A 13,896-nucleotide genomic window follows, 5' to 3' on the forward strand; every position below is an offset into this window, starting at 1 on the left:
TCCTAGAGGCCAACGGTTACGGGCTCGACAGCGGCAACGTTGAGATCCAGTTCGTCGAACGAGCTGCCGGCTGCCGCACAGGATTGCTGAATCGCCCAAAAGACGGCCTCGGGTGTGGCCGGAGATGCAAGCTCCACACTGTAATCCGCCGGACCGAAGGCCCTGACGGCGTCACGAATTGCCTCGCGGGCGCTGAACGCCAGCATGAACGGGGGCTCGCCCACTGCCTTCGAACCGTAGACAACACCCTCCTCTTCAGCGTGCTCCATCAGCTGCACGTTGAACACCTCGGGCATTTCGGAGAAGCTCGGCAGCTTGTAGGTGCTGGCCGATTGGGTGAGCAGCCGGCCGCGATGCGGGCCGTCGCTTTCGTCCCACCGCAGGTCTTCCAGCGTCAACCAGCCGACACCCTGCACGTAGCCGCCTTCGATTTGCCCAATATCGATCATGGGCGAGAGCGAATCACCGGCATCGTGGACAATGTCCACCCGGCGGGTCGTGTAGGCGCCGGTGAAGCCGTCAACCTCGATCTCGGTGACTGAGGCACCTCCGGCAAAGTACTTGAACGGTTCCCCCTGCATGAGCTCGGGATTCCAATGCAGGCCTTCGGTCCGGTAGTAACCGGCGGCCCACAATTGCACCCGCTGCATGTAGGACTTCATGATGACTTCAGCGAACGTGAAGCTGCGGTCCCGGACCCCCAAGGCCGTCACCACGCCGTTGGAGAAGCGGACATCGCTGCCGGAGACGCCGAGCATGCCGCCGGCGACGGCCGATATCCGCTCAATGATTTGCTCACACGCGTTCTTGACGGCGCCACCGTTGAGATCGGTACCCGAGCTGGCTGCGGTGGCCGAGGTGTTTGGCACCTTGTCGGTGCGGGTAGGGGCCAGCCGGACACCCGAGAGCGGGATGCCAAGGGCGGTGGCGGCAACCTGCAGCATCTTGGTGTGCAAGCCCTGACCCATCTCCGTGCCTCCGTGGCTGATCAGCACGGAACCGTCCTTGTAGACGTGCACAAGCGCACCGGCCTGGTTGAACGCCACGAGGTTGAAGGAGATGCCGAACTTGACGGGTGTGACGGCCAAGCCGCGCTTGCGGTGCGGGTGGGCTGCATTGAAGGCATCAATTTCACGCCGGCGTTCACTGAAGCCGCTGCGCTCAAGGACCTGTTCCCACAGCGTCGTCACACGGTCTGCATGCCGGACGGGCATCCCGTACGGGGTGCTGTCACCCTCGCGGTAGAAGTTCTTGCGCCGCAAGTCCTCCGGCGCCAAGCCGAGCAGGGGTGCGCTGCGCCCCAGGATGTCCTCAATGACCAGCATGCCCTGTGGCCCGCCGAAGCCGCGGAAGGCTGTCTGGGAGGTCTTGTTGGACTTGGCCACCCGGCCGTCGACGTGCACATTGGGAATGAAGTAGTTGTTGTCGACGTGGCACAGGGCCCGGGCCAGCACCGCCTCCGACATGTCCAGGCACCAGCCGCCGTCGGCCGTGAGCATTGCCTTCAGGGCCAGCAATTTTCCGTCCGAGGTAAAGCCGGCCTCCCAGGAAGTGTGGAATCCGTGCCGTTTCCCCGTCATGGTCATGTCGAGGGTGCGGTTGAGCCGGACCCGAACCGGCCTGCCCGTGAGCAGCGTGCCGATGGCGGCAATGGCGGCAAACCCGTGGGACTGCATTTCCTTGCCGCCAAAGCCGCCGCCCATGCGCAGGCTCTGGACGGTGATCTCATGGTTGGCCCGGCCCAACACATGGGCCAGGATTTCCTGTGTTTCGGAGGGGTGCTGGGTGCTGCTTTGCACAAAGATCTGCCCGCCTTCATCGACGGTGGCCAACGCAGCCTGGGTTTCCAGGTAGAAATGCTCCTGGCCGGCGAATTCCGTGACACCGGAAATGACCCTGTCCGCGGTGGCCAGCGCCGCGTCAGCATCGCCACGGCTGACAGTTCGCGGCATGCCCTGGAACGAGCCGGCCTCGATGGCGTCGGCGACCGAGACGAGCGAGGGGAGGGGTGCGTAGTCGACGATGACGGCAGCAGCGCCGGCACGCGCCGCATCCTGGTCTTCGCCCAGCACCCAGGCAACGGCGTGGCCATAAAACATGGCTTCCGAGGGGAAAAGCGGCTCGTCGTGCTTGATCCCGCAGTCGTTGACGCCGGGAACATCGGCTGCCGTGAGGACCCGGACGACGCCGGGCACCGCCAGTGCCGCGGAGGTGTCCATGGACCGGATGAGTGCATGGGCGTGCGGGGACTGCACGGGCCAGGCGGTGAGCGCATCCGAGGTGCGCTGGGCAAGGTCGTCGGTGTAGAGCGCCTGCCCCGTCACATGCAGGCGGGAACTCTCGTGTGGCACCGATTCGCCGACGACGGGCGCGCTGGGGCGGCGTGACAGCTGGCTCATGAGGTGGCCTCCAGGATCATGGTGTTCTGCGTGTACAGCTTGATGAGGGCGCTCGAGAGCATGATCGAGCGGTAGCTGGCGCTGGCGCGGTGGTCGCTCATGGGTGTGCCTTCGCCGCCCAGGATCGCGGCGGCACGCTTCACCGTGTCGCGGGTCCAGGGTTGTCCTGCCAGGGCTTCTTCCGTGGCGTAGGCACGCAGCGGGGTGGCCGCGACGCCGCCAAGACCGATCCGGGCCCGGGTGATCACGCCGTCGTCAATTTGCAGGCTGAAGGCGACGGCGACACTTGAGATGTCGTCGAAGCGGCGCTTGGCGATCTTGTGGAATGCCGTCAGGTTCGACAGCGGCAGCGGGATGCGCACGCTTTTGATGAGTTCGCCGGGTTCCTTGAGCGTTGCCCGGTACCCGGTGAAATAGTCCGAAAGGGGCAGCACCCGCTCCCCGCCGGCTGCGGCCAGGACGATTTGTGCGTCGAGGGCGAGCAGTGCGGGCGGGCTGTCGCCGATGGGGGAGCCCGTCCCGAGGTTGCCGCCAAGGCTTGCCCGGTTGCGGATGAGCCGGGAGGCAAACTGCGGGATGAGCTGGGCGAGCAGCGGAACTTTGCCGGCCAGCACCCGTTCAATCTCGGAGAGCGGGGCGACGGCGCCAATCTCGACTGTCTCGTCGCCCACCACGATGGAGTCCAGCTCAGGGATGCGGTCGATGGCGATGACCAACGGGGCGCGGCGCGCGCGAAGGTTGACCTCAACTCCCCAGTCAGTGCTTCCCGCGACGAGGATGGCGGTCGGATTTTCCGCCAGCAGCGCGGTTGCCTGGGCCAATGTGGTGGCCCGGATGAACCGGCCGTCGGAGCGTGTGAATGAGGTCTTTGGGTAGGCCGGGGCGGGCTCGTCCCTGCGCCGGGCAAACGCCTCGTCGGTGGTTTCCCCCAAGGAATATGCGGCATCCCGGATGGGGCGGTAGCCGGTGCACCGGCAGAGATTGCCGCTGAGCGAATGCAGGTCGAATCCGTTGGGGCCGTGTTCGCCGTGGCTGCACTCCGCGAGTTGTTCGGGGGCGGGTTCGCGGTCCTTGCGGTAAAATTCCGACGCCATGCTGCAGACAAAGCCCGGGGTGCAGTAGCCGCATTGGGAGCCGCCGGCGGCAGCCATGGCTTCCTGGACCGGATGCATTTGTTCCGGAGTTCCAAGGCCCTCCGCGGTCAGCAGCTCCTGCCCGTCCATCGCCGCCATCGGCACCAGGCACGAGTTGACAGCCGTCCAGCTGGTCCTGCCGTCCCGGTCCGTCTGGGCCACCAGGATGGCGCAGGCTCCGCATTCACCTTCGGCGCACCCCTCCTTGGCTCCGGTGAGGCGGTTTTCGCGCAGCCAATCAAGGGCGGTGGTGTGTGAGGCCGACCGGCCGAAGGCGCGCTCGGCACCGTTGATGGTGAAGCTTGGTTCTGAGCCCGGGGTGGGTTCGGGAGTGTTCATTGTCGTGCTCCGGCTTCTTTGTCGTCGCAGTGGGTGCTGGCAGGATTCCAGTTGGACCGGGCGTGGCCGGCCCGGGGGCTGTCGGTCGGGCCGGCTGTAGGGGATTGCATCATCGCGAGCTCCCAACTTTTCCGCAACTTGAAATTCATATATTGGATTATGAAAGTTTACGTCCATTGCCGGGTGTGGTCAAGGACACATGGCCCCCTCGGCGCGGCCCTCGATGTCGCGGTGGACCTCTGCAAACTTTCACGATGCAGAAAAATAATTCCATAATCATTGCCACGCTGCCCATGTGTTGTTAGTCTCATCTGTGCAACAGCATTTGCCTCCAGTTTACTGGCGGCGCCTCAACCTTAGGCAACAGATGATGCCGGATCAATGATGATTCGGTTCCCCAGACCACAAGGACGTGTCTCCATGGATAAGTCACAACAGCCCGCATATTATTTGGCGAAGGCGGTGGAATTGGCCACCGAAAACGTGCGGAACAACGGCGGGCCATTCGGTGCCATTGTCGTCACGGCCGATGGGCGTGAGTTTGAAGGCCTCAACCGGGTAACGGCAAATCTTGACCCCACCGCACATGCCGAAGTCACTGCCATCCGCAACGCCTGCCAGGGAGTGGGCGACTTCGACCTGTCCGGCGCCACCCTCTACACCAGCTGCGAACCCTGCCCGATGTGCCTTGCCTCCTCATTGTGGGCCCGCATCGGGCAGGTCTACTTCGCCGCTGACCGGCACGATGCCGCCGACGCCGGTTTCGACGATGCGGTCTTTTATGAGTATTTTGACGCGGACAGCGACAGGCTCCTCATGCCGGTGGCCAAGGTGACGCCCGAGACGGGACGTGCCGTGGACCCCTTCGACCAATGGCGCAGCAACCTCGACAAGATCACGTATTAGGAGGCTTGCGATGTCAACGAGCACCTCCAAAGAGAAAGTTGCAGCGCCGAACAACACCGTCACGGTGACGAAACTGGATAAATTCTTCGAGATCACCAAACGCGGCTCAACGATCGCCCGGGAAGTTCGCGGGGGCATCGTCACCTTCATTACGATGGCCTACATCGTCATCCTCAACCCGCTGATCCTGGGCGGGCAGGGCGCCACCGACGTGTCGGGAGGATTCCTGGATCCGGCCCAGGTCGGCGCCGCCACCGGACTGACCGCAGGCCTGATGACAATACTCTTTGGCGTGTTCGCCCGGCTGCCCTTTGCGATTGCTGCCGGGTTGGGCATCAACTCATTCCTCGCCGTGGCGGTCATTGGCCAGGTCACCTGGCCGGAAGCCATGGGCCTGGTCATCATCAACGGCTTGATCATCGTGCTTCTCGGTGCAACCGGAGCCCGCACCGCCATTTTCAGGGCGGTGCCGCATGCCCTGAAGGCTGCCATCACGGTCGGCATTGGCCTCTTCATCGCCTTTATCGGATTTGTGGACTCCGGCTTTGTCAGCCGCACCGAAGGCGGCCCGCCGGTCCAGCTGGGCACCGATGGTTCGATCGCTTCGGTGCCCACCTTGATCTTCCTCGTGGGACTGCTCTTGATTGGGATCCTGGTGGCACGGAAGGTGCCCGGCGGGATCTTGATCGGCATCGTGGCGACGACAGTCCTGGCTATTGTTGCCCAGTCATTCCTGAAGCTGGGTCCGAGCTTCGAAGATCCGGGCGGCTGGCACATGACGGTGCCGGCCCTGCCCACCCAGCTGGTCACGATCCCCGACTTTGGGCTCGTGGGACAATTCGACCTGCTCGGTTCCTTCGGGCGCGTCGGCGCACTGTCCGCAACCATGCTGGTCTTCACCCTGGTGTTCACAAATTTCTTCGATGCCATGGGAACCATGACCGGGCTGGCAAAAAATGCCGGCATTGCCCACAAGGACGGCACCTTTCCCCGGCTGCGCGCGGCCTTCATCGTTGAAGGCGCCGGCGCAGTGCTCGGTGGTGGCACCTCCACCTCCTCGGCCACCGTGTATGTTGACAGTGCCGCGGGCATCGGAGAGGGCGCCCGGACCGGACTGGCCTCCGTGGTCACCGGTGGATTGTTCCTGATCTCCATGTTTTTCACGCCGCTGACACTGGTGGTGCCCATAGAAGTGGGTTCGGCGGCGCTGGTTGTCGTGGGGGCCATGATGATGTCCCAGATCCGCGAGATCAAGTTCGACAAGTTCTCCGTGGCGCTGCCGGCATTCCTGACCATCGTCACGATGCCGCTGACCTACTCGATCGCGAACGGCATTGGCGTGGGCTTCATCAGCTGGTCGCTCATCAACGTGGCTTCGGGACGTGCCAGGAAGGTCCACTGGCTGTTGTGGGTGGTCTCGTTTGGGTTCATGCTCTACTTTGTCCGCGGACCGATTGAGCAATTCATCAACGCTTCGTAACCGGCTCCGAGCAGCGGACGCCAGCAGGGACAAAGAACCGGCACGTAAGGGAAGGCTTCCGGATACCGGGGGCCTTCCCTTACGCCGTCCAGTCGCAGGCGGACCCGTCATGAGCGGCACGCATGCGTGCGGAACGAAGGCACGGAGGCAGGCAGCCAAAAGGCAGGCCCCGGGACTGGGGGCCTGCCTTAGGCAGCTTGGCTGGGAAGCGACTTGCGCCGGCAACCTTTACGGGCGGAAGCCTGGCGACCCGGAATCGCTACACGGCGGGGCTGGCTGCGTGGGCGGTGTGGCGCAGCAGCTTGCCGGTGGGGGTCACGCCGTCGATCTCGGCACCGGCCAGGAAGGTGCGCCGTACGACCCCGGTGAGGGTGGCGCCGTCGTACGGGGTGATGGCGTTCTTGTGGTTGAGACGGGACACATCCACCACCTGGGATTCCTCGGCGGCGAAGATGGAGAAGTCGGCGTCGGCGCCCACAGCCAGGCGGCCCTTGCCGGGAAGCCCGACGAGGTCGGCCGGGGCTGAAGACATCCAGCCCACCACTTTTTCCAGCGCGATGCCGCGCTTGCGGGCTTCGGTCCAGATCAGCGGCAGGCCCAGTTGGAGCGAGGACACCCCGCCCCAGGCCACAGCAAAGTCGCCGTTCTCCAGGTCCTTCAAATCCAGGGTGCTGGGGGAGTGGTCCGAGACGATGCAGTCGATGGTGCCGTCCTCGAGCCCCTGCCACAGCAGCTCGCGGTTGCCGGCCTCACGGATGGGCGGGCAGCACTTGTAGGCGGTGGCGCCGTCGGGCACGTCCTCGGCCTGAAGCGTGAGGTAGTGCGGGCACGTCTCAACCGTGATGCGGACGCCGTCGGCCTTGGCGGCGGCAATCAGCGGCAGGGCCTCGGCGGAGGACAGGTGCAGGATGTGGGCGCGGGCGCCGGTGCGCCGGGCCGCCTCAATGACCTGGGCGATGGCCGTGTTCTCGGCCGAGCTCGGCCGCGAGGCCAGGAAATCGGCGTAGCGCCGGCCCGGCACGGGCACCGTTTCGCCAATGGTCCGGGAATCCTCGGCGTGCACAATGAGCAGCGAAGCGAAGGAGCCAATCTCCGCGAGGTCGTGCTCCATTTCCGCGGCTTCCAGGTGCGGGAATTCATCCACGCCGGAGTGGATCAGGAAGCATTTGAAGCCAAACACGCCCTCCTCGTGCAGCGGCCGCAGCTCCGCGGTGTTGCCGGGGACAGCACCGCCCCAAAAGCCGACGTTCACAAACGCCTGCCCGGCGGCGGCCTCGCGCTTGAGCTCAAGGTGGGGAACCGTCGTCGTCGGCGGAATGCTGTTCAGCGGCATGTCAACGACCGTGGTGACGCCACCGGCGGCGGCGGCCCGGGTGGCGGAGGCAAAGCCCTCCCAGTCGGTGCGGCCGGGCTCGTTGATGTGCACGTGGCTGTCGACCAGGCCTGGCAGCAGGGTTTCATCCGCTGCCAGCTCGATGGTCGCCCGGCCGGAGAGGCTGGTGCCGAGAGGCACGACGGCGGCAATCACGCCGGCCTTGATGCCCACCTCATGCGCGGCGGGGCCGGCGGGGGTGAGGACGCTGGCGCCGCGGATGACCAGGTCGAAGGTGTTCGTGTCAGACAAGGGAAATCTCCTCTTGATTGGCCGGGGCCGGTGCTGTTGCCAGTTCTGTTCCAATGGTTGCACCGATCCGCTCCAACAGCTCCGCTGCATGGCTCATGCTGCGGGACGTGTCGGGCTCCAGCTCGGTCAGGGCATGGGTGCGGGCGAACCCGGCGGAGTGAAGTTCTGCAGCAGTGAGCGTGGTGCGCCCGCAAACCGCCAGCACCCGCACTCCCGCCTGCTGTGCCGCGGCGGCAACGCCGACGGGCGCCTTGCCGCGCAGGCTTTGGTGGTCCAAGCTGCCTTCGCCGGTGATGACAAGGTCGGCTGCGCGCAGGCGCTGCGCCAGGTTCGTCAGCTCCATGACCACCTCGATGCCTGGGCAGCGGACAGCGTTCAGGACGGCAAGTGCCGCGTAGCCGACACCTCCGGCAGCACCGGATCCGGGGTGGTCGCTGGCGGAGACAGCCGCCAGTCCCAGCTCGTTGGACAACACCCGGAAATACCGTTCCAGGGCGTCCTCCAGCTCCTCGACCTGGTCGCCGGTGGCACCCTTTTGCGGCCCGAAGACCGCTGCCGTGCCGTCCGGTCCCAGCAATGGGTTGTCCACGTCGCTGGCCAGTGTGAACCGTGTTCCGGCCAGCCGGGGATCCATGGTCTCCAACGCAATCCGCACCACCGACGCCAGTGCGGCGCCGCCGGGGGCTATGGGCCGGCCCCGGGCATCGCGCAACTTCGCGCCGAGCGCTGCCAGCATGCCGGCGCCGCCGTCGGTGCAGGCGCTGCCGCCCACACCGAGGACGATGTCGGTGCATCCCTTGTCCAGGGCGGCGTTGATCAGCTGGCCCGTGCCAAAGCTGGACGCCGTCAGCGGAACCAGGGTGCCGCCGTCGAGCACGTGCAGGCCCGATGCCGCAGCCATCTCTATGACCGCGCGCGGTCCCTGGACGGCGAAGTCAGCCGCAACCGGGCTGCCGGTGGGTCCCTCGACCGTGGCGGTGACCCGGGTGAAACCGGCGGCGACGGCGGCATCAACGGTGCCCTCGCCGCCGTCGCCGAGCGGAACCTGCTCGATCTCCAATGCCGGGTTCGCCGAACGGAGCCCTGCGGCCAGGTGCCGGGCAGCGTCGGGTGCGGAGAGTGAGCCCTTGAATTTGTCCGGGGCCACGATGACGCGCATGGGGTCCCTAGTCCTGGAGGGCCAGGATGGCGGTGGGGGCGTCGGCGGCGTACTCGGCAATGTCCTCAATCTCGGTGACGTTGTCCAGCTCGGTGCCCATGGAGATGTTGGTGACCCGCTCCAGGATGGCCTCAACCACCACGGGGACCTTGAACTCCGCCATCAACTTTTTCGCCTCGGCGAAGGCGGCCGGCATGTCCTCCGGACGCTCCACCCGGATGGCCTTGCAGCCCAGCCCCTCGGCGACCTTGACGTGGTCGACGCCGTAGCCGTTGGTTTCGGGAGAGTTGATGTTCTCGAAGGCCAGGGAGACGTGGTAATCCATCTTGAAGCCGCGCTGTGACTGGCGGATCAGGCCCAGATAGGAGTTGTTCACAACCACGTGGATGTACGGCAGGCCGAACTGTGCGCCAACAGCCAGTTCCTCAATCATGAACTGGAAGTCATAGTCGCCGGAGAGCGCCACAACAGTCTCACCGGGCTTGCCCCGGACGACGCCCAGGGCAGCCGGTCCGGTCCAGCCCAGCGGGCCTGCCTGGCCGGCATTGATCCAGCGGCGCGGGCCAAAGACGTGCAGCATCTGGGCGCCGGCGATCTGTGACAGGCCGATCGTGGAGACGTAGGTGGTGTCCTGGCCAAACGCCAGGTTCATTTCCTCGTACACGCGCTGCGGCTTCATGGGCACGTTGTCGAAGTGGGTCTTGCGGTGCAGGCTGCCCTTGCGGGCGGCGCAGGCGTCGGCCCATTCGCTGTAGTCGGGGAGGGTGCCGGCGGCCTTGCGGTCGCGGGCGGCTTCCAGCAGCCTGTCCAGGGCGGCGCCGGCGTCGGAGACGATGCCCAGGTCCGGCGAGAAGACGCGCCCAATCTGGGTCGGTTCGATGTCAACGTGCACGAACTTGCGTCCGGCGGTGTAGGTGGCCAGGCCTCCGGTGTGGCGGTTGGCCCAGCGGTTGCCGATGCCAATGACGGCGTCGGATTCCAGGAACGTGGCGTTGCCGTAGCGGTGCGAGGTCTGCAGTCCCACCATGCCGGCCATCAAGGGGTGGTCGTCCGGGATCGAGCCCCAGCCCATGAGCGTGGGGATGACGGGAATCGACAGCAGCTCGGCCAGCTCCACCAGCCGGGTGGAGGCCCCGGCGTTGATGACGCCGCCACCGGCAACAATTAAGGGGTGCTTGCCGGCCAGCAGGATGTCCAGTGCCTTCTCGGCCTGCTTGCGCGTGGCGGCGGGCTTGTTCGGCGTGAGCGGCTCGTAGGCGTCGATGTCGAATTCAATCTCGGCCATTTGGACGTCGATGGGCAGGTCCAGCAGGACCGGGCCGGGCCGCCCCGAGCGCATCAGGTAAAACGCCTTCTGGAAGGCGCCCGGGATCTGTCCCGGCTCCTTGATGGTCATGGCCAGCTTCGTCACGGGGGCCGCGATGGTCTCGATGTCCACGGCCTGGAAGTCTTCCTTGTGCAGCTTGGCCACAGGTGCCTGGCCGGTGATGCACAGGATCGGCACCGAATCGGCCCAGGCCGCGTACAGCCCGGTGATCATGTCGGTGCCTGCCGGGCCGGAGGTGCCGGTGCAGACGCCGATGTTCCCGTCGGCGGCGCGGGAGTAGCCGTCCGCCATGTGGGAGGCGCCTTCAACGTGGCGGGCCAGGGTGTGGCGGATGCCGCCGTGGTCGCGCATGGCGGCGTAGAAGGGGTTGATGGCTGCCCCGGGCAGTCCGAAGACTTCGGTGGCGCCTTCCTTTTCCAGGATCAGGATGGCAGCGTCAACGGTGCGCATTTTAGTCATGGTGTGCTCCTTGCAGGGCGTGTGGGAAAGTCTGGGTGGGGTGTTTTTGGGTGTGCTGCAGGCACCGGCGCCGCGGTGGGATGTTCGACGCCGGATCCTGCGTTGGGTGCCTGCCCTGCGGTTGGCAGGGCGGCTGGCTGTGCTGGCTGTGTTGGTTGTGGCGCCGGCGCGTCAGTTGCGGCCGGAGAGTGCCGCCGCCTGCTTGAAGAGGCCGGAGTGGTCCAGGGCGCCGTCGCCCTGGGCCACCATGGCGGTGACAAGCTGCGCCACGGCTCCGCCGAGCGGGACGGTGATGCCGGCTTCGCGGGCGGCTGCGGTGACGATGCCAAGGTCCTTGTTGTGAAGTGCCAGCCGGAAGCCGGGGTCGAAGTTGCGCTCCAGCATCTTTTGGCCCTTTTGGTCCAGCACCTTGGAGCCGGCGAGTCCGCCGCCGAGCACCTTGAGTGCGGCCTCGGTGTCCACGTTGTAGGCCTCGAGGAACACGATGGCCTCGGCCAGTGCCTGGATGTTGACGGCCACGATGAGCTGGTTGGCGGCCTTGACGGTCTGGCCGGAACCCGAGGGGCCCACGTGGACGATGGTCTTTCCCACGGCGCCAAGGATGTCGGCGGCGTCGGCAAAGTCCTCGGCCGTACCACCAACCATGATGGACAGGACGGCGTCGATGGCGCCCTGTTCACCGCCGGAAACGGGTGCGTCAAGGGGGCGGATGCCGGCGGCCGCGGCGTCCTCGGAGAGGCGCTTGGCCACATCGGGGCGGATGCTGCTGGCGTCGATCCAGAGGGTGCCCTTGCGGGCATTGGCGAAGACGCCGTCCGAGCCGCTGACAACATCCTCGACGTCGGGGGAGTCAGGCACCATGGTGATGACGGCGTCGGCGTCCTTGACGGCGTCGGCAATGCTGCTTGCGCCCCTGCCGCCGGCGGCTGCGAGCTTGTCGGTGGCGGCCTCGCTGCGGTTGTAGCCGGACACTGAGTAGCCGGCGTTGACCAGGTTCACTGCCATGGGCAGACCCATGATGCCGAGACCGATGACTGCGATGTTCTTCATGAGATGTCCTTAAGTGAAAAGTGTCGAAAGTTTTGGGGTGGTCGGGATGGTGGCGGCGCAGCACGTGTGCCGGGGCCGGGGCGTCGGGATCCGCGGGCTGCCGTGCCGGACTGCTGGGCCGGACTGCGGGGCCGGGGCTACACGGCGGGTTCGCGGATGGCCCAGGCGAAGGCGCTTTCGGCTGCCGCCTTGTATTCGAGTCCAATGTGGCCGGTGTAGCCCAGTTCCCGGCTGCGGGTGATCCATTCGCCGAGCGGGAGAGTCCCGGTGCCGGGTGCGCCGCGGCCCGGGTTGTCGGCGATCTGGATGTGGCCGAAGTCCCGGGCGTGCTTTTCAATCACGGCCGGCACGTCGTCGCCGTTGACGGCCAGGTGGTAGAAGTCGGCGAGGAGCTTGACGTTGTCGACGCCGGCAGCCCGGGTCTTGGCGATGACGTCCAGCGCGTCCTGGGCGCTCTTCAGCGGGTAGGAGGGAGTGCCGGAAACAGGCTCCAACAGCACCGTGCCGCCGATCGCGGCAACTCCTTGTGCCGCGGCCACGAGGTTCGCCACGGCCAGTTCGTCCTGCTCCTGCGGGGTGCTCGCTTCCTGCCGGTTGCCGTAGAGGGCGTTGAAGCCCTTGCAGCCCAGACGGCCGCCGATGCCGGCGACAACATCGATGTTGTCGCGGAACTCGATGGTGCGGGCCGGCCAGGAGGCCAGGCCGCGGTCGCCTGCAGGCATGTCGCCGGCGTTGAAGTTCAGCCCCGTGAGCTGGACGCCGGCGTCGGTGAGGGCACGTTCAAAGGCTGCCACTTCGGCATCTGCCGGGACGGAGGAGGTGAACGGCCACCAGAATTCGACGGCGTCAAAGCCGGCGGCCTTGGCAGCTGCGGGGCGCTGCAGCAGGGGCAGCTCGGTGAGGAGGATGGAGCAATTCACTGTGTAGGTCATTTGGGGGTCCTTCCCGTGGAACGGCGTCGTTCCGAGTGTGTGTCATTCCATAATTTCACTTGATGGAATTTAGATTCTGCTTTATGAAAAGTCTAGGGAGGTTGTTCGTGGTAGTCAAGGGCTGTGCAAAGACCGGGGGCGCGGAATCGGGGCAGCGGTGGTGTGCAAGCGGCGTGGCAACGCAAAAATGCCGCCGCTCCCGCATATTGCCGCAGGGTGTACAGGCGGCAAAATGCGGGAGCGGCGGCATTAACCGCGCAGGCAGTGTCAGGTCAGGCGGATCTGCCGGTTCATGTCCTTGTACAACAGGTAGCGGAACTGGCCGGGGCCGCCGGCGTAGCAGGCCTGGGGACAGAAGGCGCGCAGCCACATGAAGTCGCCTGCCTCCACTTCAACCCAGTCGTTGTTGAGCAGATACATGGCCTTGCCTTCCAGCACGTACAGGCCGTGTTCCATGACATGGGTCTCCGGGAACGGGATGACCCCGCCCGGCTGGAACGTCACAATGTTCACCTGCATGTCGTGCGCCAGGTCGGCGGAATCCGTGAAGCGGGTGGTCTGCCAGGCACCATCGGTGTCAGGCATGGCCGTGGGCTCCACCTCGGCGTCGCTGGTGACGAAGGATTTGGCCTCGTAACCTTCGAGGCGCTCGTAGGCCTTGCGGATCCACTGGAAGGAGACCACATCACCGGAGATGTTCTCCAGGCCCCAGGTGGAACCGGCGGCCAGATAGGCGTAGGCGCCTTCCTCCAGCGCGTGCAGTTCGCCGTCGAGCGTCAGGTTGACCTTGCCCGTGGTGACAAACACAACGCCCTCGACGCCGGGCTCAAATTCGGCCTTCGGTGCGCCGCCGCCAGCGCCGATCTCAACGATCAGCTGGGAGAACGTGGTGGAGAAGCCGGAGATGGGGCGGGCGATGATCCAGGACCGGGTGTTGGTGAAGCCCGGGAGGTTGCTGGTCACAATGTCGGTCATGACGCCCTTGGGGATGACCGTGTAGGCCTCCTTCACGATGGCCCGTTCCGTGGTGAGGTGGGTCTGGGGCGGCAGGCCGCCCCGGGGGGAGTAGTACTTGCCAGTCATCGTTG

Annotated in this window: 10 protein-coding genes; 2 read left to right on the forward strand and 8 right to left on the reverse strand. The window is 65.8% G+C overall.

Annotated features, from left to right (window positions below; all coding sequences use genetic code 11):
• Positions 1–2: 2 nt before the first annotated feature.
• Together xdhB and ACT3TS_RS12635 are read right to left on the reverse strand one after the other, a co-directional pair.
• Positions 3–2,399 carry a xanthine dehydrogenase molybdopterin binding subunit gene (gene xdhB / locus ACT3TS_RS12630; RefSeq protein WP_444531869.1) on the reverse strand — a complete coding sequence of 799 codons (2,397 nt, stop codon included), beginning with the start codon at positions 2,397–2,399 and terminating at the stop codon, positions 3–5.
• Positions 2,396–3,871, reverse strand: a complete 1,476-nt coding sequence (locus tag ACT3TS_RS12635; RefSeq protein WP_444531870.1) for a xanthine dehydrogenase small subunit — start codon at positions 3,869–3,871, stop codon at positions 2,396–2,398. The genes xdhB and ACT3TS_RS12635 overlap by 4 nt, the downstream gene beginning before the upstream one ends.
• Positions 3,872–4,291: 420 nt before the next feature.
• Between ACT3TS_RS12635 and ACT3TS_RS12640 the strand changes: the two genes are divergently transcribed.
• Positions 4,292–4,777, forward strand: a complete 486-nt coding sequence (locus ACT3TS_RS12640) for a nucleoside deaminase (protein WP_444531871.1) — start codon at positions 4,292–4,294, stop codon at positions 4,775–4,777.
• A gap of 10 nt (positions 4,778–4,787) precedes the next feature.
• On the forward strand, positions 4,788–6,257 hold the full coding sequence (locus tag ACT3TS_RS12645) for an NCS2 family permease (protein ID WP_444531872.1): 1,470 nt from the start codon (positions 4,788–4,790) through the stop codon (positions 6,255–6,257).
• A gap of 259 nt (positions 6,258–6,516) precedes the next feature.
• Here the strand turns inward: ACT3TS_RS12645 and allB are convergent, their stop codons facing one another.
• The 6 genes from allB to ACT3TS_RS12675 form a co-directional block, all read right to left on the reverse strand.
• On the reverse strand, positions 6,517–7,881 hold the full coding sequence (gene allB / locus ACT3TS_RS12650) for an allantoinase AllB (protein ID WP_444531873.1): 1,365 nt from the start codon (positions 7,879–7,881) through the stop codon (positions 6,517–6,519).
• Positions 7,874–9,040, reverse strand: a complete 1,167-nt coding sequence (locus tag ACT3TS_RS12655; protein ID WP_444531874.1) for a glycerate kinase — start codon at positions 9,038–9,040, stop codon at positions 7,874–7,876. Before ACT3TS_RS12655 ends, allB begins: the two co-directional genes overlap by 8 nt.
• A 7-nt stretch (positions 9,041–9,047) precedes the next feature.
• A complete protein-coding gene (gene gcl / locus ACT3TS_RS12660) occupies positions 9,048–10,826 on the reverse strand; it encodes a glyoxylate carboligase (RefSeq protein ID WP_444531875.1) in 1,779 nt (592 codons plus the stop codon).
• Positions 10,827–10,997: 171 nt separating this feature from the next.
• Complete coding sequence (locus ACT3TS_RS12665) at positions 10,998–11,876, reverse strand: 2-hydroxy-3-oxopropionate reductase (RefSeq protein WP_444531876.1); 879 nt, start codon at positions 11,874–11,876, stop codon at positions 10,998–11,000.
• Between the two features lie 137 nt (positions 11,877–12,013).
• The gene (locus ACT3TS_RS12670) at positions 12,014–12,808 is read right to left on the reverse strand and encodes a hydroxypyruvate isomerase family protein (protein WP_444531877.1); all 795 of its coding nucleotides are present in this window, start codon (positions 12,806–12,808) and stop codon (positions 12,014–12,016) included.
• 267 nt (positions 12,809–13,075) lie between these two features.
• Complete coding sequence (locus tag ACT3TS_RS12675) at positions 13,076–13,891, reverse strand: bifunctional allantoicase/(S)-ureidoglycine aminohydrolase (protein ID WP_444531878.1); 816 nt, start codon at positions 13,889–13,891, stop codon at positions 13,076–13,078.
• Positions 13,892–13,896: the final 5 nt, after the last annotated feature.

This window comes from Specibacter sp. AOP5-B1-6 (assembly GCF_052376555.1).
Classification (GTDB): Bacteria; Actinomycetota; Actinomycetes; order Actinomycetales; family Micrococcaceae; genus Specibacter.